The following is a 24,283-nucleotide window of genomic DNA, read 5'->3' on the forward strand; positions in this document are numbered from 1 at the left end:
CCGGAGGTATGGTCCGGGGCCACATCTTAACCATCAACTATTCCTCATCATGTTTGAAAAGAAACCGAGCTCCGGTTCGTCAGGGAGGCCAATCAATAGTGCCCTGTCCAGAAATCGGTTGAATTCTTCACAGGACGTTTCCGGGGCCAGTACGCAAGAGTGGCATGCCGACAAGGATAAGCTGTCAACACCGCACATGAGACCTTCAATGCAAAGAGGATCGGAGGAACACCACTCTATCGATTGGATGGCACTTTCGACGATGTTGCCGATCTTGTTCGACTTACCTTGCCTTTGCAGCCCCCCAAGCGTTCCATCGGCATCGGAGGTGGAAGTGTAGATAAGTACACCAGCCATGTCTTCCTGATCCACATACAACCGTTCCCGCAATGCCGCACTCGAATATCCACATTCCATGGTCAGTTGCTTCATGAGGACATGGGCAAACGTGTGTATCAGCAGAAATCGTGGAGTAATGGTCCTGTCTGGGGCTTCTTCATCATGCATTTCCTTCCATTGGCGGACGTACATTGATTGAATTTCCTGGGCACGCTTGATAGCGGTTACCTCTTTTTCCCACTTTTGAAGAGCTTGGGGGCTGAAGGAAATGTATATTCCTTCTCCTTTTACTTCGACAGCCGGAAGCCATTGTTTTTTTTCCGAGTATATGGGGGCAATATTCTGGCCTTCTTCTCCAGCCGGGAATATGCGAGTAAATCCTTTCAAGGCCCTAACTTCCCTGAGCCGAACGAGACGGACGATGCGATCAAAAAACTTTGCCATGGTTGCTGGAACATTTTCATGCCGCATTTCGAAGTTCTGGGATTCATCTCCGGGATTGGACGATCGGCAAGAGAATTGACGGTGCTCATCCACACGTAGATTCTCCTTGTTGGAAGAAGCTACTAGGCGTTTGTACTCTTCGACCTGTTGAGCCAAGCTTTCTCTGGTGAGATCTAGGGCTTCCATCACATCCTTCAGCCCTGCAACTTCCAGTTGTTTGATGAGTTTGATTCGGCCATTCATGTCCTCAACGTTTTCGAGCGCTCCCCAAAATTGTCCAACTTCCTCCGGTAGGCGGTTGGACCATGGCGGGATGCTCAGTGCGGTTTCCATGACAGGGAAGTACATGTTTGAAGCACCACGTTGCATGACCCTTGGAACCAATTCGCATGGCGTGGGATCTAGGTCTCCAAGCCAAGGTCTTTTGCCTTTGCATTTGAGTTTTTTCTGCTCCCAGGTTGTAGAACTGAATATTCCTTCCAGCGGTTTGCTTGCTTTGCATTTGGTGCAGCTGAGAACAAGACCAGCAAGACCGGGGCCTTCAGATTTCAATTTGAGAAATCCATTTTCCCCATAACAGTCGTTCTTGTTGTGTCCAACCCAGCTGTGCCATGGGAATTCATCCAAGTGGCCATTGGCGCAAGCCATGACAAAACGAACCGGGACGACAAATATTGTCTCTCCTGCTTCTACAGAACAAGGTGAACACTTTTTCCAAGGGCGGCCAGGCTCGTCTCCCCAGTATTTTGCTTGGGCGATTCTGTTGCATTGAGGACACTGGAGCCAGTCCGGGAAGCGGACAGCGGTCAATGCTCTCGGATTCCATCCCTTTTCCTTGCTTCTTTTCACTTCGTCTGAAGGGCGGACCGGAGGGAGCCTGAAGCCTTCAACTTTCAGTTTCTTTTGAAGCCTTTCTTCATAGACGACTTGGGGATTAGCCAATCCCACAGGTGGGAAAAAACGATCCCAAGCATCTTGGCCAGCGACCACGGCAGATATCGGAGCTCCATCAGCTCTGAAGTCGACCACAGCTCCAGGTGCGGCATTCATGATCACCATGCTGCGACGCAGGTCGCCCAATTCATACTTGGCCATCTTGGCCCTCCTCTTTCTTTTTCATGAAAGCTTGCGGAATGAGTTTGAAGCGCACTGATGGCTCGACGGTTCGCATGCTGTTCGGGGTGGGCCATGCTTCGCCTATAGTGTTTCCTGATGCTCTCTTGGCAGCGGCATCTTCCGCACTTTGCAACAAGGATATGCGAGATTTGAAGGGATGCCAGTATTCGGAAGCACCTCTGGATTGCCATTTGTGAATCAGGTTTTTCAGTTCCATGAGTATGTCGGTCTCTTCCGGGTCCACTTCATTGGCTCTGGCTATGATGTAGTCAATGAACTTATCTAGTTTCTTGGGATCGGCATTTTTCAAGTCAGGAGAGTTAAGCATGGCCGGATCCAAATGCCGGACCAGCCCCACGAGGACGGCGTGAAGAGCCTTGTCCCTTGCCCTTGGGGCAAAGGGGGTCACGCTGGCAGGTTCCACATCACGATAGAGTGACTGATGCCAGGTTCTGAAACTTTCGAAATGAGAACGGTCTCTGGCCTTGGCGTTGTTTAGTATCGAGACGACCAGACCCGGGACATTGCTTCGGCCTACGCGGCTTGTAGCCTGAATATACTCCGACATTCCCTTGGGTTGTCCATTGACCACCATCAGCCCCAAACGAGAAATGTCGACGCCGACACTCAACATGTTGGAGGCAAGAACTACATCGAGGACTCCGTCTTCATCGGCAGTGGTTTCGAGGTCCACCAACATTTCGCCGACCTTGGTTTGGGTAAGCCGAGAAGTAAGCTCTTCAACGACTTCTGACATCCTGGAGTTCTCTTTTCTCCTATGTGAAATCGTATCAATTGCATCATGAACATCATCCTGCATCAAAACTAATGCGCCCCCTAGCTCTCGCAAGGAATTGAAGTAGGCCACAAGCGTCCACCATTCGTCCAAAGTCAACTTGTCCGTTTGATCGGAAAGGGCTTGTGCTGACTGCAGTAGGGAGGCTGAAACTGCTTGAAGAGCAAATTTTGCCGATCGGCCAGCGGTCGTCGCACCTTGATAGATTCGACCAGTTGACCCCTCTTTGGTTACGGCAAAGCCGGAGTCGTCTGCATCGATGCATGGAGGAGGGAATTGTTCGGTGTTTCGGTTGAACAGACCTCGTACCTGTTCGTCCGCTCTTTTGATCGTAGCCGTCGAGCCTATAATTTTGGGGGGAATGCCATTGCACTCGAAAAGTTTATCTACCAAGGCTTCGTAGAGTCCTGTCATGGACCCCAGAGGGCCGCCAATCAAATGAAGTTCGTCCTGAATGATCAGATCAGGGGGAGTATTTCTGTTTATGCCGAAAAGGGCGTTGGTCTCCGGCCTTCTTAATATCTGGGCAAATTTGTCGACAGTCCCTATCAATAGCGTCGGATGTTTTTTGTAGATGTCCTCGTCAACAGTCCATATGGGCAGAGGTGCATCAGATCTCAGAGGGCATGGTTTCTTGCCTGTGCAACGTGCATGTATTTCACTAACGCTGCGATCAATTCTCCACTCCAGCTTCCCTTTGCATGCCGGGCAGGAGGATAATTGCTTCGGGGATGAAAGCTCTTTGTCACCAGCCAATGCCTTGACGGCATCCTTGATCCTGTTCGGTGAGGCACTGTCCCCGACCCAAAGTCCGATGGAGAAGGGAATCGTCCCCAAGCGGTTTTCATTGTTACGCCGGATGACCTCACAAGCAAAGATCAGAGAGCTTGCCCTTGCAAACTGTTGTGTCGTCAAGAGGCGAAGGGTGTACCGCATTATTGCAGCGATACCTCGTCCTTCATTCGGTGCTTTCCCGTGTTTCAGGCGGCGATAGAAGACAAGTATTGCTATCAGTCCGAGATATGCTTCCGTCTTGCCACCACCTGTCGGGAACCACAGCAAATCCATGGTCTGTCGTTCGTCGAGAGCTGCATCATCTGTGATGTCCAAAAGAGTGGATTTCACAGCAAGAAGAATGAAACCCAGCTGGAAGGGACGCCAGAACAATTCAGCGTCTTCCCCCTTGCTCCACCTGAACTGTGTGAGCATTGCCTGGTTGGCCAGTCGGAAGGCCTCGGCTATTTCGGGAGATTGAGCAATCGTATTGGCACCGGACATCATTCTGTTATTGATGTCTTTGCATGCTTGCAGATTGTTTCGAGCAGCTTCAATGTGCTCTGCAGACAAGCTTGGAATTCGCTGCTCCTGGAGTTCAATCCACTCTTCATACGCTCGTGGAAGCAACGCGAGAGCTTTGTTCAACTCATCATCCGTAGCAGTTGAAAGCCACGGTACGGAAAGAGTCGGATGAGGAGCACTCTCTTTCAGTTTGTGGAAAAGAGTGTGCCCGTCAGGGTTGGTGTCCAGGATTTTTGAGCTTGGTAGCCATGTGGTAGCGACTTCAGTCGCATGAATTCCGTCATCAGCCTTAGTCCATGTCGCCGAGCAGGTATGACCTGTGGCAAATTCGAGTTTCGATCGGTAAAGGAGATTGGCGGATTGGTCTTCTACCTCGAGTCCTGAGCGCCTGGATGGACGGGCCACGAAGCGTGTGTTTTTTCCGGGCGAAACCTTGATCTCGACTTGGAAGAGGGTGTATTTCTCGATGTCTTCCCTATTGGCTTTTTCCAGTTCCATTCCATTGACAAGCGATACACTTATCAGCTCTCCGACCGGGCTTGGAGTCTTTTTGAAATACAAATAGATACCGTCGGGTAGATTTTCGATTTTCAATTTGTACGGATTCAAATTCTTGGTGCTCTTTACGAGAACAGTTTTTTCGATGTTGACATGTCTGCGTCTCCAGGCCTTTGCATCCACATCCTTGTCACCTATTTTCATGGGAAACCGTTCCGGGACATAAACTCCAAAAGACACCTTGATGGCCAGTTCCGGGAATTCTCCATCACATTTGGCTGCAAAGGATAACCCGGCAGAACTTGGCCGCATCATATTGGAAAATGGTGTTTGTTCCGCCTCCGAAGATGATCCGGTATCGCTGTCATCACCAACGCCTTCTGCTCCCAAACTTTCATCTTCAGAAGGGTCCACCTTGGTCTTTTGTGGCCAAAGGATTCCACTGAGATAGACATCACCAGGGCGACTTTGGAGAATGAGGTTTTGGGGGGACAGCCGAGGTTCGAGCAGTTCGTCTTCGGAATATGGGCCGACAAGGTCTTCGGCAAGGCGGTCCATTATGTTGCTTCGCATTCCCATTTGTGAAAATCCTTATCAGTTGAAATTGACCCAAGGATAGCCAATGATCCTGGGCGCAAGTATGATCCCCTGGTCATCCCAAGGGCTATGCAACATGTGGCAGATGGAGGCATCTTCACCGACAACCATTGTGCAAAAATCCATCAGTTTGATACCTTTGAACGTGCGTGGAGGGTACAGTCCCGGACTGTCGTTGTTGAGTCTTTTGCCTATAGCAAACAAGGAGTCTGTGACTTTTTTGGACAGCATGGATATGACATTTCCATCATCGGTCCGGAGTTCATAGAGTCCTTTGTTGTTTTTCGATGCAATCAAGTCCATTGGGCCAGTTTCTGCCACGCGTGCAGCTACGGTTCTCAGCGAATTTTGCACGGTCTCGACGTCTTCTTCGGAGCCGTACAGGGCCTGTCCTGCCAAGCAATTGAAATCGATATGAGACCTCTGCACGGCAAATCCCACACTTTTACTCTTTAACTATTTGATTTATTATGCTATTATTTCTCCATCCAAAGGAGGAAGGCATGGCTATTCGGCAGAAAGGACCTCGGTTGGGTGATTACTTCCTGGGGCACCGCAGAACCAAGACCACATTTCTGGATGAGATCAACGAACTCATCGACTGGCAGCCCATCAACGCCTTTCTGTGCAAGAAGATCAGGCGCAAGGCCAACGCCGTGGGCAATCCCGCCTATCCGCCTCTGGCGATGTTCAAGATTCTGCTCTTGCAGCGTTGGTACAACCTGAGTGATCCGGGCGTGGAGCAGGCGCTGCTCGACCGGCTCTCCTTTGTCAGATTTACCGGTTTTTCCATCGAGGACGACGTGCCGGACGAGACCACCATATGCCGTTTCCGTAACGGTTTGATCCGCCTGAAGGTGCTGGACTCCTTGCTCGACATGCTTAACCGCCAGCTTGAAGGACAAGGGCTTCTTGTCCGTGAGGGAGCCGTGGTGGACGCCTCGGTAGTCGAGTCGCAGCGGCGGCCGCGCAAGGTTATCGACGTGATGCCTGAGGACCGTTCCGAGGACGCCGAAGAACAGGATGGGCCGGTGGACTGCCGGGTCAGCTATTCGGATGACGAGGAGGCGGCCTGGCTCCGCAAGAGAAATCGGGCCTATTACGGCTACAAGCTCCATGCCGCGACGGACAGTCGAGACGGGTTTCTGCTCTGTGGTCACATCACTCCCGCGAACCATTCGGACACGGGCGAATTCGAGCGGCTCGTGAATGGCGTCGGCCTTGATCCCGGCGCACGGGTTTATGCGGACAAGGGCTATTGCAGCGGGAAGAACCGGGACATTCTGTTTGATCGCGATTTGGAGGACGGAACCATGGACAAGACGCCTCGTGGCGGCAGGCTGACAGACTTCGAAAAGACCCGCAACCGTGACATCAGCAGCATTCGGCAAATAGTCGAGCGGGCCTTCGGCACACTCAAACGTGGCTACGCATTCTTTCGGTCCCGATACGTGGGTCGTGAGAAGGTGGAGGGAGAGTTCCACATCCTCGCCATGGCGTTCAATTTGAAAAAAGCTGTTCGACTGGCGCGAGCCTGAAGGGAGAGGTGCGTCCAAAATCCGGCATTTCGGCCAGAAATGGCAGGAAAAGGCCGGGAATGAGCCCAAGCTGGGGTGCGGTCAGAACATCAAATTGGGTGCGGAGCGCAAGGCACGGACGCGAAAAGGGGATGCGCAGAGGTCTCGATATCGGAAGGACAGCCGATTTGAACTCGTGCAACAGGCCCTTGGCCCTGCCCCCAAGCCTTTTCCCATACCCTTTCTTCTCCTGCACGATTCCCGAAGGATGTCTTGAACCCTTTGTATACGTGCAAGCAGCTCTTTGCTCGAGTGGCACCCACAAACATCACTCGGGTTTCTTCATCGTAATCGGCCTGCCGTCCTCCTACGTTGGGAGGGAGGCAGAGATAAACATGTTCGGCTTCTCGGCCTTTTGCTGCATGGATGGTACCCAAGATCGGACCATTCATGCCCAATTCAGGCAGCACCAGTTCCGGAGGTAGGTTCTGGTTGGCCAAGTTCTTCCGCAGTTTGGCCAAATCCACCTTCGGTTTTTTGATGCCTCCCCCAAGTTTCTTCAGCGATTTCCAAGCTGAATCGGGATCCGCTCCTTGCGCAATAGGTTCGATTTCACGCTCAACCCAAAGGGTCTTGAAGTCACGGCTTTTCAAATGGCTTTGATCAATGCCGCTGAGGAGGGCTCCTATCCATGGCACGATACCAGCCGAGATGTTTCCCATTCGAATGCGGTGCGGGCTGGCCTTCATTGTCGACGATGCTTTCAGAACTTCCTTCTTGGATCGGAAGAGGGCAAAGCAGCTGTCCTCTTGAGGCAAACGTAATGGGTCGAATTCGTCATCGTCCATGAAGTCTGCCTTGTTCCGAATCTGGTCACAAATATTGTGATATTTGGAGAGAGTATGGCTACTTTCTTCCAGGACTTCGTGGCGTGTTCCCTGAAAGATGGATTTCAAGCCAAGCGAAGAGGTTCTGTGGATTGTCGTCAACTCGGTTTCTTCAAATCTGTTTTGCACACGTATTCTTTGGGGCAAGGTCCGGCTGGCATCCGGGGAATCGGCTTCGGAGTCCCCTATCGAGAAACCGTAAATGGCTTGCGCCTCATCGGCAAAGACAGTCACGCCCGCATTTTCCTGAAGCTTGTTGATGATTTCGAGAACAAGAGTCGCTCTGTTCCCTATGAAATCCTGTGCTTCATCAACTATCAGGTGGTCGGCCTTGCTCAAGTGGTAGAAAACGTCCTCATCCCGCCTGACAAGATCAATTGTTGCATCGATATTGTTTTCAAAGGAGCCGTCGAGGCAGGCTTCTTCATCGAATCCGGAATTGATCTTCCAGGCAAATGAATCGAGCGTCGCAATTCTTACGGAATACGCATCGTACTTGCTCGTGAGGTGTGAGGCTATCCTAGCTCGTATTTCAGCGACAGCCGTCCTTGTGAAGCTTATCAACCATATTCTGTTTGGGTTGCATCCATGCTTTTCAATCAGGTGCGCAACTCTTTTACATGCTACAGCCGTCTTTCCTGTCCCAGGTCCAGCGCTTACGAGCAATTTGGCGTCTTGTGATGCTTGGATAACGGCTTCCTGAGAAGGATCCCAATTGATTCCCTCGCTAGGCAATGGGGCTGGGGTGTCTACGTCCGTTCCGTCAGTCGGAGACAAGCCTGCAAAAAAGTCGTCAGCAGGAGGCTCTGTTGGGGGGGAGTACTCAGGAGCGGGCTGGGCAGAGGAAGATGGCGGAGTGTCGTCCGGATTATTGTTTTGTGATTGCTCATTAGGACTATTCGGTGGGGAGCCTGTCAGCCATATCTCGTTATTGTTCCTTACGAGGTAAGATTCTCCTTCCCATTTGGCATAGGTGGCGGAAGCTTCCGTGCGCGTTCGAAGCTTGCCTTTGAACTTCTTTTTATCACCATCCCAAACGGTAATTTTCATGTCTTCCTGACCAGATCAATGGTTATTTATCGTAGTCGATTTCTTTGACGTTACGGCACTGTCCGCGTTCAGCGTCTTTACACTGGTATATATGATCGCATTTGGTTTTGGGGCTGTACCAGATAACTCCTTTGGGTTATCGGTATGGCAATGCGAAAAAGTCGTTTGAGCAAGGACAAGCAGCTTCGTTTAATCGAACATTTTGTGGCTGGCACGACAGCTCGTTGCGCTGCCGATCTGGTTGGTGTGAACGTCAAAACAGCCGCCTATTACTTTCACCGGCTCCGGGAAATCATAGCGGTAGAAGAGTCCTGTGAAGGGATGGATTTTGGCGAATTTGAGGTCGATGAGAGCTACTTCGGTGGCAAGCGAAAGGGCAAAAGAGGACGTGGGGCGGCTGGTAAGGTTCCTGTTTTTGGAATCCTTAAAAGGGGCGGGAAGGTCTATACACAGGTGATTCCTGATGCGAAAGGTAAAACCTTGCTTCCCATTATTCAGGAAAGAATCCAGCCAGACAGTGTGGTTTACTCGGACTGCTGGTATGGCTACAATGTCCTTGATGTGTCAGCGTTCAAACACTTCCGAATCAACCACTCGAAGCTGTTTGCAGATAGCCACAACCACATCAATGGAATCGAGAATTTTTGGAACCAGGCCAAACGCCATATGAGGAAATTCAACGGCATTCCAACCAAGCATTTTTCTCTGTTTTTAAAGGAATGCGAGTGGCGTTTTAATAACAGCAATCCGCGAAGCCAGTTTAAACAACTGAAACAGTGGGTTAGAAGACATATGGGCTAGTTATCTGGTACAGCCCCTTGGTTTTTAGAAAGTATTTACCATCTCTTTTTATGACACCGGTAACTCTGCTTTTTTGTGGATGACTAGGACAGTATCTGTTTTGTCTCCAAATTCTGTCTTGGATTGTGTTGAATGTTAGTTTGAATGAGTCCTTCATCTTTTGGAGTGCGCCTCCCCCCATCCTTTGGACCACTGATCGGCCATTTTAAGGTGGAGTCCTGCGTCCGAGTTTGTGCCTCCGTGGAGGCGGTTCGCCGCAGCCGTTGTGGAGCGTAGCCCGTCCCCGCAGGGGCGGCCCGAAGGGCCGAGGGCGGAGCGGAGCAACGGCTGCGAGCCAAGTCAATGAACATTCAGGTTGCCTCTGTATACGGCAGCGGGAGTTCTTTTGTCCAACGACGAATGTCCGCGCTCTTCGTTGTAATACCGAAAATAGCGCGTAAGCCCATGGTATAGCTCGATTCCATCAGAATACGCCTTGGGGTAAACATCCTCGTATTTCACCGTCCACCACAACCGCTCGATAAATACGTTGTCGATTGCACGGCCTTTGCCGTCCATGCTGATTGCAATGCCCTTGCTCTGCAAAACGCCGGTAAATTCACGGCTCGTGAATTGCGCTCCCTGGTCCGTATTGAACATCTCTGGCGTGGAGATGCGCAATGCCTTGCTCAGTGCGTCCACGCAAAACGAACTGTCCATGGAATTTGACAGTTCCCAAGCCAATACGAATCGGCTCCACCAGTCAATCACTGCCACCAGATACAGAAAGCCGCGCTGCATGGGGATGTAGGTGATGTCAGCACTCCAGACTTGATTCTTTCGCTCAATGGCAACTCCTTTCAGCAGATAAGGAAACACGGGATGCTCCGGGTTGGGGACACTCGTATGCGGCCCTGGAGTAATCGCTTGCAAGCCCATCAGCTGCATCAGTCGCTCAACTCGCTTGTGGTTGATCTGATGGCCTTGTGTCTTCAGCCAATCCGTCATGCGCGGCGAGCCGTAATCCGGCTGACGCAGATACTGCTCGTCGATGAGACGCATCAAGGCCAAGTTCTCATCGGACTCGGCTGCAGGTTTGTAGTAAAACCCCGAGCGGGAAATGCCTGCCAACTTGCATTGCCGCCGGATGGAATACTCCCGATCCGGTTTGATCCACTGGCGGCGTACCTCAAGCGGCAGGCTTACAACTTTTTTTCAAGCCACTTGATATCCATCTTGAGCCGACCGATCTCCTCGAACAAAGGTGCGGTGACCTCCTCCTGGCTCTTGGCTTTCTTGCCACCGGAAAAGATTCCTTCGGCATTTTCAAGGAGCTGCCTTTTCCAGGTGGATATCTGGTTGGGATGCACTTTGTACTCCGCAGCCAACTGCGCCAACGTTTTCACGCCACGGATAGCTTCCAGCGCGACCTTGGCCTTGAACTTATCCGAATGCTTCCGTCTTTTGTTGCTCTTTGTCATACGTCCTTCCTTATCGGTTTAAGGACGCAGATTCCACTTTAACCGGTGGTCCGAATTTCGGGGGAAAGCGCAGAGTGCAGTGATTGACACCACGTTGGAAAGGAATGACTTGTCGGAGAAAGGTTTATCCGACTCGATCGGATATACATTACTTTTGATGTTGACGTTTGGATTACTCATTGTCGAAATACTCTCCTCTGGGCGGAAGATCGTAAGTGAACAGCAATTCGCCATATTCCCAGTGCTTGTACTTCTCTTTGTCTCTGAAGTTGCTCCTAGCAGTAATGTTTAAGAATAAATTGTCGTCTATCGAGTACTTCAGTTCAATGGATTCATTTACAAATCCGTTACAGGGAGCGAGTAGAGTGCCGATGGTCCTTGCAGATCTGGACATGGTCGAGTCTGGTCGTCCATTTTCCGATTTGATGAAGTTGAAGCATGCGGTTTCGACATCATCTACCACCCCGAAATTGAGTGACCCCTCACATGCTTTGGTTGTGTCACCGGAGTTAACGAGAGGGAAGTAGGTGCCGTCGGAGAGTTCAACTCCAATGTTGTCCGCTATAAGGTAATTGCCTGGGGTAGACGACAGAATCGAAGCTCCATGCGCGACATCCCAATCTGCGGAGCTGCTTGGAGGGATGATCTGGCAGTTCTTCGTTTTTTCCTGAATACGTTCTTGAAGTCCCACCAGTTTGCTTGAGCCTCCCACCATGAGAATACAACCGATTTCTTCAAAGCTCATTCTGGCCTTGAGCGAAACAACTTTATGCAGCTCGTCCAAAGCCTTGTTGTATTCATCTTTCAGCAGGTCGAGAAGTTGAGAACGTGTGATCGTTGACCGAAGAAGTTCCCCTTTGTTGAAGCCGGGAATGATTATGGTACGCTCTTCCTCTTCTCCCAAATCGCATTTGGCCTCTTCGGAGCGTACCAGCAAGATGTCCATTGATTCAGAGTCCAGTTCGTGGAATGGGAGTGTATCTCCCGTCTTTCTGATATGATCTTCGTAGACCCATTCAGCAATCTTGCGATCCAGATTGTCTCCCCCCAACTGGATGCCAACGGCGTCGATTTCCTTGATGTTCTCGCCGTTCATTTCGACAACTGAAATGTCCAGCGTCCCTCCACCCCAATCGAAAACCACACAATTCCTCCATCGACGGACTTGTTCATAGTTCTTGAAGATTGCTGCTGTCGGTTCTGAGACGAAACTGTTGATCTCAATTCCTGCCTCTTTTGCCGCTTTCCGCAATGCTCTACGTTTTTCGGGAGCGAACCCTACAGGGATGGCGACAACGGCCTCATTCATGTCTACGCTTCTACTTTGCCAAGCCATTTTTTTGAGGCCGGTGAATATTTCCCTCGCTATATCGGTCGGGGTCCAGTCCTTGTTCGCGATGGACCATTTGTGGTTAGTCCCCAGATAGCTTTTGGGAGACGAGATTATTTCGTATTTCTCCTGATAGCTGTTGCGGTTTTCACGAACTTCCAACCCTCTTGCGACGACTTCACCTGTCACCTTGTCAATGGCGACAAGCGAGGGAAAGGGCTTTTGACCTTTTTCGCTGTGGAGGATTGCCTGGTTGTTGAAAAGTTCCATGGTCGCACTATTCGTCGTGCCGAAATCTATACCGAAATAACCCATGATATTCCCTGAATGCCTATGAAAAGTTGATGCCGAGTTTGTTCAGTTTCTTGAAAAGGCCTTCAAGCATGATCTTTGCGATTTCTTCTTCTTTAGAATCGCCAAGTCTGTTCATGTCCCTGTATTCAGGGCGCAAAGAGTCTTTGAGTTTTTCCTTGAATTCTTTGCAAGCATGCTCAGTTTCAATTCCGAACCTGTCTGATGTCTTTTGGATTTGAACGGAATGGTCATTCTTCATGGCGACAATCTTTTCATCAAGTGATCGAATCTTGTTTTTCAATCCATCGATGTCGGTGTTTTTCTCAGTTACTTCGGTTTGAAGTCGACCAAGCTTTGTCCTTTCCTCATTAAGTTGCGATTGGTGAGACTCTCTTTCCTTTCTGAGTGCCTGTCGCGATTGTAAAAGTTCTTCTTCAAGTTGCTGTAGCTTGTCTGCTCTTCGAGAAGAATCCTTCTTGGCCTTGCTCAGTTTCTTTTTTAATCTGGATATGTTGTTATTTTGGCTTCTGATGGTTTCGCTATTCGCTGCCAGGTGCTTGCCTAGTTGATCGAGCAGCTGATCCGCAGTCAGTGCTTCTGATCTTTTAGGCTCCGAAGGTGCTTGTTTTGGTATTGAGTCGGTTTGTTCATCTCCGGCAAGTGGCAGTTTCAATTGGACTCCGGATTGTTGCGCTTTGCTCATAATGGCTTTCACGGCAGGAAGCATCCCGATCGTCCAACCCGAAACAGCCGCGGTCAACGTGTTAGGATATTTTTGTGTACAATGTTCCAAAGTGCCATTTACGATGAGCCATTCAATCAGTTTTGCCTGAAGGTCTAGTTTGTTGGCCTCGCCATAAGGTGTCTTGCATTCGAATAGGATTTCGAAGAATTGGAGCGACACATTTTTCAGATTCTTGGCGCTCTTGAATTCATGGTTCAAGATCGAAGCAATTGGTTCAGCTTTGCCGGGGAAAAAGTGTTTCTCGACCGTTTCCATGTATATTTTTGGTAATTCGCCACCTTTTTTGGATTCGTTGCTCTCGACAGCCGTAAGCAGCATGAGTCCTGAGGGGGGATCACAGGCAGACAATTGGGCAGCCAGTTCGATTTTCATGTCACGGTAGTTGGCACCTTTCAGCTTGGCATTGAGCAGGTTGAGAAGGAAGCTCCGTCGATCTTTTTCGGTTTTTGGCCAAACCGATACGAAAGCATGGATTAAGAACCAGGTAGGCAATTCCTCGATAGATTCGAGAGCAAACTTGTTGTCCTTGATGCTTGTGTCGAAAAAACGCGAAACGTATTCGGCCAGTTTGGCTGGCTTCAGTGTTCCTTGGTCGATGTCTTTGAGTTCCGCAGCCAATGTTTTCAGTGTGGCGCGATTCGTATTTTCCATATTATTCCTCGGCAGATATGTGTTGGCCTTCCAAAAGCCTTTTAAGTCCTTCCAGTTCTGTAGGCAGTTCTTCGTTGTTTTTCAATGCATTTGCATACGTTTGCAATCCTGGAGACATGTTAGTGGCGTCGATAGGGGCCATCAGGTTTTGACGATCGGTGTTTTTGAGGATTGCAAGTTGAAGAAGCTTGGCCAAGTCGCCAACCAGTCCTGGTTCGCCTGAGCATTTCTTTGCTTCAGCGTATGGGATTTCAGGTTTTGCCAACTTTTTGTAATGTTTTCTCCATGCCGATATCAGTTCTTGCCCCTTGGGCAGACAGGCAATCATCCCTGTGGTTCCTGGCAGGGGGGCAGTAACATGGAAGCTCCACTCGTTAATGGCTTCACTCAAGTCCGCGTCCATGTGTTTCAAGTCCTCGAGACGTCCTATCTCGTCTTCCAGGATGGTCTTCCACCGAGGTGAGCAGACGGCCACGAAATCGGGCTTGCCGTTCAACAGATTTTCGATAGCATCCATATCGCCGTTCGTGAGGATGGATTTTGCCTGTCGATACCATTGTATGGCGAAACGAGTTTTGGGTGGAATGGGTTGCTCGGAATCATCACAATCGACTCCTTCGATTGCGGTGTCGTCGAATGCCACGGAGCATGCTGCGAGTATCCATATAGCGGTCTGTAGTTTCGTCGGGAAAGCCTGGATATCATTGACATCGAATGATGTTGTTCCTTCTCCTCGCAATACTTTCGAAAACTCTTTCAAAGATGTGCGGCTGCCTGTTGGCAGTGCTTTAAAGAATTGTTCAGGGTATTGATTGGGTTCAGGGAAAGTTTCCAGGAAAGTCAGTAGGTCCAAAAACAGTAAACCACCCGATGGTGAGCCTGTTCCCTGAGTCACGATTCCCCAAGGGCCAGCCCAGTTGTACAGGCCTTGTGCCAAGCTCCGGGAGTTGACTTTCAAAGTGCCATCTTTTCCGAATCGTCCGCCAGAAAAAATGGTAGATTTATCTTCGTCGTTTCTGATTTCCAGAGCCAGGTCACTGCCAGGGCTGCCTTCAAGATAAATGAATTGACCGCCATCAAGCTCGCTTTTCAAGAGGGTTCCCGTGTCGTCCTCAAGCCGAAGTATGTCTCGGTATATGGGGATAGAAAACTGAAGCGAAAAGGATCCATTCTTCAGGAAGCCTTGAGCGGGTGTTGTTCGGCAGGAGGCCACCCATGTGTTGGGGGAATCAGTAACATGTGTTGCTTCGGTCGAGAAAGAAAGTGTGTAATCTTTGGGGGCATTCAAGCAGATGGGCAGATGGTCTTCAGGGGCTACCAGATTGGATGAGGCTGTAATTGACAGGTCATCTACGATGTTTACAACCAACTCGTTCATGACCCTTTGGCCACCACTGATCACGGTTCTGCCAGTTGCTTCGAACCACAGTCTGAGCCGACATGGGAAACCCAATCCCAACTTGTTCAGATCAAGAGACGAGTGATAATCCGACAGTTTTTCCAGAGTGGTTGCCTGGATACTTCGTGGTCCTTGGCCTGCATCGTATATCAGGAGGTACTCCATAGAGATAATTGATTGAGGGTTTTCAATTATCAACTTTGGAAGAGGGAGTGTGCCAACATACTCGGTAACTATATGATCCGGGCATTTGAGAGGGGACTCCCAACGCATGGACGGAGGAGCAAAGAGTGGAGTGGGGTGAATCTGGCCCTCATCACTGGATGGGCGGGGCGGCAGGATGGAGTGCCCCCCATACACTTTGAAAAAGTCGCTCCAGAAGCTTGGTCTGTAGCTTGGTAGCGATGCCAATTGCTCGTGTGTGAGAAGTCCACGGTTGAGTTGTGACATGTTTTTCGCAACGCTCGTGGTAAAGGTCCAGCCCCCCTTGTCTCTCAAGAATTTTCCCAGCCATAGCGGTAGATCTTCAGGTACACAGAGTTCGTAGTCATCGAATTGAAGTTCTGCCGTTGCATCCCATTTGGCTCGTTGTTTCAAGTGCTTAATGAACCAAACAAAATCCTTCAGAAAATATCGACTTATCCCGCATTGTTCCATGATTCGACCTACGTATCGGTTGGTCCCGACGCGCGGTTGGAAATTCGTATCGATTTTTTCCATGTATGCTTCGATAGCTTCTCCCAAATCCGACTGCATACTTGAATTGCAGTTGAGTTTGTTGCAGAAATGCTTCCAAAAGCCTTCATCGTCGTAGGTGTAATAAGCACAATTGACCGCCAGCACGGCCAGTGCTGTCTTATTTGCGAAACAGTCACTCCTTGTCCTGAGATGGCGTCCCAGGATTTCCAGATACTCGAAGGTGTCCGACTCCGAGAGGACAATTTGTCCAAGGAATCGCAAGTTGGGAGCAGCTTCTTTCCATGTATTGACGGCGGCAGTGAAATTCATGTCAACGAAGTGTGAGAATTAGGATATTAGAATTATGAGATGCGCTTTCCCCCGAAATTCGGACCACCGGTTAAGGTGGAGTCAGCGTCCTTAAACCGATAAGGAAGGACGCATGACAAAGAGCAGCAAAAGACGGAAACATTCGGACAAGTTTAAGGCCAAGGTCGCACTTGAGGCGATTCGTGGCGTGAAGACGCTTGCGCAACTGGCTGCGGAGTACAAAGTGCACCCCAATCAGATTTCCACGTGGAAGCGGCAGCTCCTTGAGAATGTCGATGACATCTTTTCCAGTGGCAAGAAAGCCAAAAGCCAGGAGGAGATAACCGCACCGTTATTTGAGGAGATCGGTCGGCTCAAGATGGACATCAAGTGGCTTGAAAAAAAGTTGTAAGCCTGCCGCTTGAGGTGCGCCGCCAGTGGATCAAACCAGATCGGGAGTATTCCATCCGGCGGCAATGCAAGTTGGCAGGCATTTCCCGTTCGGGATTTTACTACAAGCCTGTAGCCGAATCCGATGAAAATTTGGCCCTGATGCGTCTGATCGACGAGCAGTACCTGCGTCAGCCTGATTACGGCTCGCCGCGCATGACAGATTGGCTGAGGACACAAGGGCATCAGGTCAACCACAAGCGGGTTGAGCGACTGATGCAGATGATGGGCTTGCAGGCCATTACTCCAGGGCCGCATACGAGTGTCCCCAACCCGGAGCATCCCGTGTTTCCTTATCTGCTGAAAGGAGTTGCCATTGAACGAAAAAATCAAGTCTGGAGCGCTGATATCACCTACATCCCCATGCAGCGCGGCTTTCTGTACCTGGTGGCAGTGATAGACTGGTGGAGCCGCTTCGTGCTGGCTTGGGAGCTATCGAACTCGATGGATAGTTCTTTCTGCGTGGATGCGCTCAACAAGGCTTTGCGCATCTCTACGCCGGAGGTGTTCAACACGGACCAGGGAGCGCAGTTCACGAGTCGTGAATTTACCGGAGTTCTGCAGAGCAAGGGAATTGCAATCAGCATGGACGGCAAAGGTCGCGCAATCGACAACGTCTTCATTGAGCGGCTGTGGTGGACGGTGAAATATGAGGATATTTACCCCAGGGCGTACTGTGATGGGATCGAGCTATACCATGGGCTTACGCGCTATTTTCGGTACTACAACGAGGAGCGCGGTCATTCGTCGTTGGACAAAAGAACTCCCGCTGACGTATACAGGGGCAACTTGAATGTTCATTGACTTGGCTCGTAGCCGTTGCTCCGCTCCGCCCTCGGCCCTTCGGGCCGCCCCTACGGGGACGGGCTACGCTCCACAACGGCTATGGCGACCCGCCTCCTCGGAGGCACAAACTCGGACGCCGGGCTCCACCTTAAAAAGACCGATCAGTGGTCCAAAGGATGGGGGGAGGCGCAAGAATCATCCTTGAGGAGGCTAGAATAATGAATAATATATTTCTGAAGACTCTCAAATAAAAGTGAATGTTGCAAGGTGAAATATTTAAAAAGTGTTACGTGCGTTTTGTTGAGGACATTTTCATCTTTTGGGGGATACTTTCAACTTTGGCAGCTATTGTTTCAAGACCTTGATCATTGACTTCGCACTCCCAGATCACCATGACTGCCCAACCAAGTTTTTGCAGTGCTTGTGTGTTGCGCTCGTCTCTATTCACATTGTCTTTGAATTTTCGTTCCCAAAATGCCCGGTTGGTGGAAGGTGTTGTCGTTTTTTTGCAGCCACGATGACGATGCCAAAAGCAGCCGTGAACAAAAATCGCGATCATGCGGCTTGGTAGAACTATATCCGGATTGCCGGGAAGATCCTTTCTGTGAAGACGGAACCGATAACCCTTGCGGTGGAGGTATTGACGTACCGCAACTTCAGGCTTGGTGTTTTTGCCTTTTATTTTGGACATCATTCTGCTTCTGGTTTTTCGGTCAACTATGTCTACCATTTTGTTTGACTCTCGCGATTGCATTTTGAACCATGAACGTGCACTATCCGTTGCTTTGATACCAAAATGGAGATACTTGTTCCACGTAATGTCCACAATACCGATTATTGATGTTTTCGCAGGTCCGGGGGGCCTCGGGGAAGGATTTGCTGGCTTCCAAGCTTCCAAAGGCTTTCCTTTCAAAATTCTGTTGTCAGCAGAAGCCAACCATGATGCGCACTCCACCTTGCGCCTGAGGGCATTCCAACGGGCTCTGCTGACTTCCGGCAGAGATCTTTCTCATTTGCTTGGATATTACCAAGGCAATCATGACGAACCGTATACTCAGGACACCAAAGGAATATGGGAAGAGGCCTCCCAAGAAGCTCTTTGCTTGGAGTTGGGGTCTACCAATGGTGATAAGCGCTTATATAAAGAGCTGGAGAGCCGTCTAGATGCGAGCAAGCCATGGGTTTTGATTGGCGGCCCCCCATGTCAAGCGTATTCAATTGCTGGTCGTGTTCGGAACAAGGGCAATGCGGACTATGTCCCATCGAATGATTCGAGACACTTCTTATACCAAGAATATCTTCGTATTATCAGCGAATATCGGCCTTCTGTCTTCGTGATGGAGAATGTGCGCGGGATGCTTTCGTGCAAGATAGACGGAAAGCTTATTGCCCATCAGATACTGGAAGATCTTGCATGTGCCGGAGACCGGTGCAGTCTGAAGAGTGGGCAAGGATACCGAATCTACTCTCTCGTATCATCTACATATTTTGAACACGGCAAGGATGTAAGCAAGGTTGACACGAAGGAGTTCGTGGTCAAGTCGGAAGAGTACGGCGTCCCTCAGGCCAGGCATCGAGTGATTTTGCTTGGAGTCAGGAACGATATAGATGTCCGGCCTGGGCGGCTTTCCCGGAGGGGTGGGCCTTTTGTTGAGGAAGTAATATCGGATTTGCCTTTGTTGCGAAGTGGATTCAGCAGGGAAGGTGACGATTGCGATAAATGGCATTCTCATGTTGCAACTCAATTATGGGATTTGGCTAGTTGTGCACGTGAAGCCGGAATGCCTGAACTTGCAGAAGATTTGGATGAATATGGGTTCATGGTCCAGTCGAATAGCTTAGACCGTGATGCTCAGGAAAAGAGGGCAGGAGGCCTGTCTACGGACTTGCCTCCTCTTCTGAATGAATGGCTTACGGGTATATGGCCGGAAGCGTGTTTCAACCATGAAACAAGAACTCATATGGCATCAGACTTGAGAAGATACGCCTATGCTGCCGTGTTCGCGAGAACATATGGCCGATACCCGAAGGGAGTTGATGATTTTTCGTTACCGGGCTTGGCTCCTGCACATGAGAACTGGACGACTGGGAAGTTTGCGGACAGGTTTAGAGTACAACAGGAGGGGCGAACGGCCACGACCATCACGAGCCATATTGCAAAGGATGGGCATTACTATATCCACCCCGATCCTTCACAGTGTCGCAGTTTGACCGTTCGGGAGGCTGCCAGGATTCAGACTTTCCCTGACGACTACTTTTTTTCAGGCCCAAGAACTAGTCAGTACACACAGGTCGGTAATGCTGTGCCGCCGTATTTGGCTAGGCAGATCGCAGAGATTGTTTACGATCTTTTACAGCAATCGAACTAGTCGATTCAGGGCACCTCTGTCGCTTGTCTTTGGTTCTCTCGACTGCTGAGCTTGTACAATATGTTTTGGGGCTGTACCAGATAACTCCTTTGGGTTATCGGTATGGCAATGCGAAAAAGTCGTTTGAGCAAGGACAAGCAGCTTCGTTTAATCGAACATTTTGTGGCTGGCACGACAGCTCGTTGCGCTGCCGATCTGGTTGGTGTGAACGTCAAAACAGCCGCCTATTACTTTCACCGGCTCCGGGAAATCATAGCGGTAGAAGAGTCCTGTGAAGGGATGGATTTTGGCGAATTTGAGGTCGATGAGAGCTACTTCGGTGGCAAGCGAAAGGGCAAAAGAGGACGTGGGGCGGCTGGTAAGGTTCCTGTTTTTGGAATCCTTAAAAGGGGCGGGAAGGTCTATACACAGGTGATTCCTGATGCGAAAGGTAAAACCTTGCTTCCCATTATTCAGGAAAGAATCCAGCCAGACAGTGTGGTTTACTCGGACTGCTGGTATGGCTACAATGTCCTTGATGTGTCAGCGTTCAAACACTTCCGAATCAACCACTCGAAGCTGTTTGCAGATAGCCACAACCACATCAATGGAATCGAGAATTTTTGGAACCAGGCCAAACGCCATATGAGGAAATTCAACGGCATTCCAACCAAGCATTTTTCTCTGTTTTTAAAGGAATGCGAGTGGCGTTTTAATAACAGCAATCCGCGAAGCCAGTTTAAACAACTGAAACAGTGGGTTAGAAGACATATGGGCTAGTTATCTGGTACAGCCCCTATGTTTTAAATGTGGAAGCCTTTGTAATCTCGATTTTCAAAAGAGAAGAATTCTATTTTTTGATAAGTAGAAGGACGAAACAGGTCTAAAACGGGTTTTGTCTTTGCCAACTAAAAAGCAGTTAGGTCAGACGGCTGTCCTAACTGCTTTTAATCATTGGTACCTGTGTAAAGTCCCCTTTCATAGGGCCAGTTAACGGTAGAGACTCCCGGCAGTTTTCGGGGGGTTGCCCAGAGGGTAGGGGGTACCCCCTGCCCTTTGGGCAGCAAAATTTATCGGCGACATATTCCCCAGGGATTCATGAGGACGTTCCTCGTTGTACTCACGGATAAAGTCCTCCGTAATGGCCCGAACTTCGCTCAGGCTGTTGAACACGTACAAATCAAGCACTTCTTCTCTGTAGGTTCGGTTGAACCGCTCGATGTATGAGTTCTGGGTGGGTTTGCCAGGCTGAATGAACTCCAGATTCACGCCATGCGATTCGGCCCAGGCCGCCATGACAGTCCCCGAGAACTCTGGACCATTGTCCATTCGCAACCTCTCGGGATAGCCGCCACGCTCTTCGGCTACCCGATCCAGCACCCTTACCACTCGTCCTGCTGGCATATTGGTATCGATCTCCACGGCCAAGGCCTCACGGTTGTAATCATCTACAGCGTTGAAAGTCCTGAAGACGCGACCGCTGTAAAGCGTGTCCCGCATGAAATCTATCGACCAGCAATAGTTTGGCGCAAGCGGTTGGGCCACTGCCGTCCGAGAGGCTTGCGGAAGCCGCTTCTTGGCCTTGCGCTTCAGGTTCATTTTCAAGAGGCAGTAAACCCTCCAGACCTTCTTGTGGTTCCAGGGCTTGTCCTGCTGTCGAAGGACGTTGAAAAGCTTACTGAAGCCCCATGTAGGCTTTTTCTCGGCCAGTTCAGTCAAGGCTGCGATGACATCGCTGTCGTCCCGCGGATGCGGCTTGTAGGCGTAGTAGCTCCTACTGATGCCCATGGCCGCGCATGCCTTGCGCAAGCTCAACTCAAACGCGTTGACCATGTGCATGACAAATTCCTTGCGTTGAACTGGCCTCAGAGTTTTTTTTCGATCACATCCTTGAGCGCCATGTTTTCCAGGCTGAGGTCGGCGAACATCTGCTTGAGCTTACGGTTCTCCGTTTCGAGATCCTTCATCCGTTGGATATCGGATGCCTCCATGCCGCCATACTTTGACTTCCACTTGTAGTACGTGGCGCTGCTCACGCCGTGCTCGCGGCAGACATCGACGACAGTTCGTCCGCCTTCCACTGCCTTCAGGATCTTGACGATCTGGTACTCGCTGAACTTCGATTTACGCATGCAAAACTCCTGTCCCATTTTGGGCCAGAAGTCTCTACTTGGCAATGGACCTACTTTACGGGGACTTTACACCTGGGGCGGGATTTGAACCCGCACGGAGCAAGCTCCAAGGGATTTTAAGTCCTTTTCTAAGTAGTTAAAATGAAACAGTATATCTATTTAACTATTTAAAATAATTGTTCAATTGAAATCATGATTTGTCGTGATTAATCACGATAAATCATTGTGATTGTCACTCAGTTGTCATTTTAAAAGGGCCAATATGCCGTTCTTGTTGACTGCAATGTGTCAGCTTAACCATTCTTCTTTTGTTTGCTTTGTATGTCCAGGTTTCGCCACAGTTCTACATTCATTAAAAAGTCAATCGCTAAAATAGGTGCTCTAGAGTAAGCAATATGAATTTTTTCTCTAAGCCCTGTTGGATCAAGTGGATCATCAAGAGTTTTAAGAACTGAAAGCATATCATTCAAATTGGCAAGATGAAATTTTGCGTAGGCAGCTGTGTTGGGGAACTGAGACCAGAGTTTGCTTAGGTCGATGCTTTGGATTGGAATTCGTGTCGGGTCAAAGCTATCAGTCTGGTATAATACATAATTTTCATATTCTGAAGGGATTGAGGCTAGTGTTCGCCTAAAAATGATTGTTTCCTTTCTAATTCTTTTTAGCTCAATCCAAAATGCGGTTTTGAATTTGTCATAAGCGGTATCTTGATCTCCTGCCGGGGTGAAGTCTCTTAGATTGCGGTCTCTTTTGGTTTCCTTTGATTGGCTGTCTTTATGTACTGAGCATCTTTTCTCTTTATTATGAATTTTGCATGGTTCATAGAAAACAATTCTCCAGCAAAATGGGCAAAAATCATAGTAAGTTATATTTCTAGTTGCTGAATTTTTTGATGGCATTTTTGTTTTATAGGTTTTTAATGTGTCAGCTGCCATTTTTAGAGCATTGGCATAGTCAGCTAGGTCACCAAGAATCATTCGATTATGGCCAGAATCATAACTTTGGCTAGTTGAGTGCATCTCTTTGTAAATACGTTCCACATCATTCCATGATTTACCGATGTCAGATAGATAACTTGCGGCTATGCCAAGGTACTGTGTTAACGAGTTGTTCTCGTCGAATCTGTTTTGCTCTAGAGCTTGGTTTTGACGTATGCGATATCTAATTTCTTCTTCTTCACTTAACACGCGGTTTGCTGCCTGTACGTAATATGCAACGTTAACGTGCAGTTGATGGTGGCCTTCATTGAAGTCATTGCCTTTCCACAGCTTTCCATCTTCCCCAAAGTATAGATTGTCGGAATTGCTTTCTAAGTTTGGCTTGTGTGCAGCCAAACTAGCCTCTTTGCATATCTCATTGGCTAATTCGGTCCAGTTCTTTTCTCTCATAATATGTATAAAGTTAGATGGTTAGGTCAATTGCCGAATAATTGTAACCATATCTTTGATCAGGCGCAATCGTGTCAAAGTGTACATAGCTAGCGTGTGTCAGAGTTAATCAATTGGCGCGGTGCACCGCGCTTCTCATTCTAGAGTGTCCAGGAGGGCATAATGAAGAAGCGTGTCGTATTTATTAAGGAATTTTGTGAGATTATGGGGCTGACAGAACATTCGGTTCGCTCCCATTTGCAGAGGTCTAGCCTCCAATCCGATGGGATTGGTGTTCTGCCCAAGCCTTTTAAGCTGGGGCGTAAGCTGGCCTGGACCACTGATATGATCATGGCTTTTTTGGAGAAGAAGGAATTGGAAGCTGTCGGGTTTGATAGCAGCCAAAAGCAGCTTTGCAAGAATCCCAAGCAGAAAGGGTAAGGGGCGAAATCATGCAAAGATATCGCCTAGATGTTACCATGTTGGGCTTGCAGTTGGTTCTGGTGCTTTTGATTGATGTCGAGAATGTGTCAGCTGAATACATTAAAAATGTTATGGCTATAGCAAAATGGCTTGGTGTGAAAGTATATGCCTTTGCTTTTTGGACCAAAGGTAAACGTAATAAAGCCCTCGAAGAGGCTGCCAAAGAGTTTAATATTAAGATCGTATATGTTGAAGTTAAAGAGGCGGGGGACCAATCTGTAGACGATGAAATTAAAGAGTGGATCAATAAGGGGAAAGTACCTCAAGACGCCAATGTGATATGCGTGGTGGCATCGGATAAAGGATATCTAAAGTTGAGGGAGGTCGTTCGGTTAAGCAATAGGGCTTTCGTCATTTTTCGTATTGGTAGAGACCTCTGCGCATCCCCTTTTCGCGTCCGTGCCTTGCGCTCCGCACCCAATTTGATGTTCTGACCGCACCCCAGCTTGGGCTCATTCCCGGCCTTTTCCTGCCATTTCTGGCCGAAATGCCGGATTTTGGACGCAC

At 49.3% G+C, this 24,283-nt stretch carries 18 protein-coding genes; 7 read left to right on the top strand and 11 right to left on the bottom strand.

Annotated features, from left to right (window positions below):
* Positions 1 to 33: 33 nt before the first annotated feature.
* The 3 genes from drmB to DPRO_RS00415 are packed head-to-tail and all read right to left on the bottom strand — an operon-like array spanning position 34 to position 5,518.
* A complete protein-coding gene (drmB, locus tag DPRO_RS00405; RefSeq protein ID WP_097010296.1) occupies positions 34 to 1,878 on the bottom strand; it encodes a DUF1998 domain-containing protein in 1,845 nt (614 codons plus the stop codon).
* Complete coding sequence (locus DPRO_RS00410) at positions 1,865 to 5,071, bottom strand: helicase-related protein (protein WP_197706488.1); 3,207 nt, start codon at positions 5,069 to 5,071, stop codon at positions 1,865 to 1,867. The genes drmB and DPRO_RS00410 overlap by 14 nt, the downstream gene beginning before the upstream one ends.
* A gap of 15 nt (positions 5,072 to 5,086) precedes the next feature.
* Entirely contained in the window at positions 5,087 to 5,518 is a 432-nt protein-coding gene (locus DPRO_RS00415) for a hypothetical protein (RefSeq protein WP_157917327.1), read from the bottom strand.
* 41 nt (positions 5,519 to 5,559) lie between these two features.
* Here DPRO_RS00415 and DPRO_RS00420 point away from each other — a divergent pair, with 41 nt between their 5' ends.
* A complete protein-coding gene (locus tag DPRO_RS00420) occupies positions 5,560 to 6,627 on the top strand; it encodes an IS5 family transposase (protein WP_097010253.1) in 1,068 nt (355 codons plus the stop codon).
* A gap of 89 nt (positions 6,628 to 6,716) precedes the next feature.
* Here DPRO_RS00420 and DPRO_RS00425 read toward each other — a convergent pair whose 3' ends face one another.
* Positions 6,717 to 8,543: a UvrD-helicase domain-containing protein gene (locus DPRO_RS00425; RefSeq protein WP_097010298.1), complete on the bottom strand. Its 1,827-nt coding sequence runs from the start codon at positions 8,541 to 8,543 to the stop codon at positions 6,717 to 6,719.
* Positions 8,544 to 8,693: 150 nt separating this feature from the next.
* Between DPRO_RS00425 and DPRO_RS00430 the strand changes: the two genes are divergently transcribed.
* Positions 8,694 to 9,344, top strand: a complete 651-nt coding sequence (locus DPRO_RS00430) for an IS1595 family transposase (protein WP_097012874.1) — start codon at positions 8,694 to 8,696, stop codon at positions 9,342 to 9,344.
* 339 nt (positions 9,345 to 9,683) lie between these two features.
* Here the strand turns inward: DPRO_RS00430 and DPRO_RS00435 are convergent.
* The 4 genes from DPRO_RS00435 to DPRO_RS00450 form a co-directional block, all read right to left on the bottom strand.
* Positions 9,684 to 10,804 (bottom strand): IS3 family transposase gene (locus DPRO_RS00435; RefSeq protein WP_097010299.1). Its coding sequence is split into 2 segments (ribosomal slippage): positions 9,684 to 10,528 and positions 10,528 to 10,804, totalling 1,122 coding nucleotides; the frame shifts between segments, so codons are not numbered across the junction.
* Positions 10,805 to 10,976: 172 nt separating this feature from the next.
* Entirely contained in the window at positions 10,977 to 12,449 is a 1,473-nt protein-coding gene (locus DPRO_RS00440) for an Hsp70 family protein (RefSeq protein WP_097010300.1), read from the bottom strand.
* 16 nt (positions 12,450 to 12,465) lie between these two features.
* Positions 12,466 to 13,824, bottom strand: a complete 1,359-nt coding sequence (locus DPRO_RS00445) for a hypothetical protein (protein ID WP_097010301.1) — start codon at positions 13,822 to 13,824, stop codon at positions 12,466 to 12,468.
* Between the two features lies 1 nt (position 13,825).
* A complete protein-coding gene (locus DPRO_RS00450; protein ID WP_157917328.1) occupies positions 13,826 to 16,066 on the bottom strand; it encodes a hypothetical protein in 2,241 nt (746 codons plus the stop codon).
* A gap of 277 nt (positions 16,067 to 16,343) precedes the next feature.
* Here DPRO_RS00450 and DPRO_RS00455 point away from each other — a divergent pair.
* A protein-coding gene (locus DPRO_RS00455; protein ID WP_407681385.1) for an IS3 family transposase occupies positions 16,344 to 17,464 on the top strand; the annotation gives its coding sequence in 2 pieces (ribosomal slippage) (positions 16,344 to 16,619 and positions 16,622 to 17,464; 1,119 coding nt in all).
* 268 nt (positions 17,465 to 17,732) lie between these two features.
* Here the strand turns inward: DPRO_RS00455 and DPRO_RS00460 are convergent.
* Positions 17,733 to 18,200, bottom strand: a complete 468-nt coding sequence (locus DPRO_RS00460) for a very short patch repair endonuclease (protein ID WP_322788596.1) — start codon at positions 18,198 to 18,200, stop codon at positions 17,733 to 17,735.
* A 64-nt stretch (positions 18,201 to 18,264) separates the two neighbouring features.
* On the opposite strand from DPRO_RS00460, the gene DPRO_RS00465 reads away from it, so the two are divergent.
* The gene (locus DPRO_RS00465; RefSeq protein ID WP_097010304.1) at positions 18,265 to 19,815 is read left to right on the top strand and encodes a DNA cytosine methyltransferase; all 1,551 of its coding nucleotides are present in this window, start codon (positions 18,265 to 18,267) and stop codon (positions 19,813 to 19,815) included.
* Positions 19,816 to 19,923: 108 nt separating this feature from the next.
* The gene (locus tag DPRO_RS00470) at positions 19,924 to 20,574 is read left to right on the top strand and encodes an IS1595 family transposase (RefSeq protein ID WP_097012874.1); all 651 of its coding nucleotides are present in this window, start codon (positions 19,924 to 19,926) and stop codon (positions 20,572 to 20,574) included.
* 210 nt (positions 20,575 to 20,784) lie between these two features.
* On the opposite strand, the gene DPRO_RS00475 is transcribed toward DPRO_RS00470, so the two are convergent.
* Together DPRO_RS00475 and DPRO_RS00480 are read right to left on the bottom strand one after the other, a co-directional pair.
* A protein-coding gene (locus DPRO_RS00475) for an IS3 family transposase (protein ID WP_097010305.1) occupies positions 20,785 to 21,926 on the bottom strand; the annotation gives its coding sequence in 2 pieces (ribosomal slippage) (positions 20,785 to 21,665 and positions 21,665 to 21,926; 1,143 coding nt in all).
* A gap of 293 nt (positions 21,927 to 22,219) precedes the next feature.
* Entirely contained in the window at positions 22,220 to 23,314 is a 1,095-nt protein-coding gene (locus DPRO_RS00480; RefSeq protein ID WP_097010306.1) for a hypothetical protein, read from the bottom strand.
* A gap of 162 nt (positions 23,315 to 23,476) precedes the next feature.
* Here DPRO_RS00480 and DPRO_RS00485 point away from each other — a divergent pair, with 162 nt between their 5' ends.
* The gene (locus tag DPRO_RS00485; protein ID WP_097010307.1) at positions 23,477 to 23,734 is read left to right on the top strand and encodes a helix-turn-helix transcriptional regulator; all 258 of its coding nucleotides are present in this window, start codon (positions 23,477 to 23,479) and stop codon (positions 23,732 to 23,734) included.
* Positions 23,735 to 23,745: 11 nt separating this feature from the next.
* Positions 23,746 to 24,210 (top strand): PIN domain-containing protein, encoded by a 465-nt coding sequence (locus DPRO_RS00490; protein WP_097010308.1) that lies wholly within the window; start codon positions 23,746 to 23,748, stop codon positions 24,208 to 24,210.
* The last annotated feature ends 73 nt before the right edge of the window (positions 24,211 to 24,283 follow it).

It is taken from the genome of Pseudodesulfovibrio profundus, from assembly GCF_900217235.1.
Lineage (GTDB): Bacteria > Desulfobacterota > Desulfovibrionia > Desulfovibrionales > Desulfovibrionaceae > Pseudodesulfovibrio > Pseudodesulfovibrio profundus.

Excerpts from the sequence above, each read along its gene's own strand:
- DPRO_RS00490 (WP_097010308.1), top strand. The coding sequence starts at position 23,746 with ATGCAAAGATATCGCCTAGATGTTACCATGTTGGGCTTGCAGTTGGTT.
- DPRO_RS00480 (WP_097010306.1), bottom strand. The coding sequence starts at position 23,314 with ATGAGAGAAAAGAACTGGACCGAATTAGCCAATGAGATATGCAAAGAG.
- DPRO_RS00430 (WP_097012874.1), top strand. The coding sequence starts at position 8,694 with ATGCGAAAAAGTCGTTTGAGCAAGGACAAGCAGCTTCGTTTAATCGAA.
- DPRO_RS00420 (WP_097010253.1), top strand. The coding sequence starts at position 5,560 with ATGCTATTATTTCTCCATCCAAAGGAGGAAGGCATGGCTATTCGGCAG.
- DPRO_RS00410 (WP_197706488.1), bottom strand. The coding sequence starts at position 5,071 with ATGGGAATGCGAAGCAACATAATGGACCGCCTTGCCGAAGACCTTGTC.
- DPRO_RS00440 (WP_097010300.1), bottom strand. The coding sequence starts at position 12,449 with ATGGGTTATTTCGGTATAGATTTCGGCACGACGAATAGTGCGACCATG.
- DPRO_RS00470 (WP_097012874.1), top strand. The coding sequence starts at position 19,924 with ATGCGAAAAAGTCGTTTGAGCAAGGACAAGCAGCTTCGTTTAATCGAA.
- DPRO_RS00425 (WP_097010298.1), bottom strand. The coding sequence starts at position 8,543 with ATGAAAATTACCGTTTGGGATGGTGATAAAAAGAAGTTCAAAGGCAAG.
- DPRO_RS00460 (WP_322788596.1), bottom strand. The coding sequence starts at position 18,200 with ATGCAATCGCGAGAGTCAAACAAAATGGTAGACATAGTTGACCGAAAA.
- DPRO_RS00465 (WP_097010304.1), top strand. The coding sequence starts at position 18,265 with ATGTCCACAATACCGATTATTGATGTTTTCGCAGGTCCGGGGGGCCTC.
- drmB (WP_097010296.1), bottom strand. The coding sequence starts at position 1,878 with ATGGCCAAGTATGAATTGGGCGACCTGCGTCGCAGCATGGTGATCATG.
- DPRO_RS00485 (WP_097010307.1), top strand. The coding sequence starts at position 23,477 with ATGAAGAAGCGTGTCGTATTTATTAAGGAATTTTGTGAGATTATGGGG.
- DPRO_RS00445 (WP_097010301.1), bottom strand. The coding sequence starts at position 13,824 with ATGGAAAATACGAATCGCGCCACACTGAAAACATTGGCTGCGGAACTC.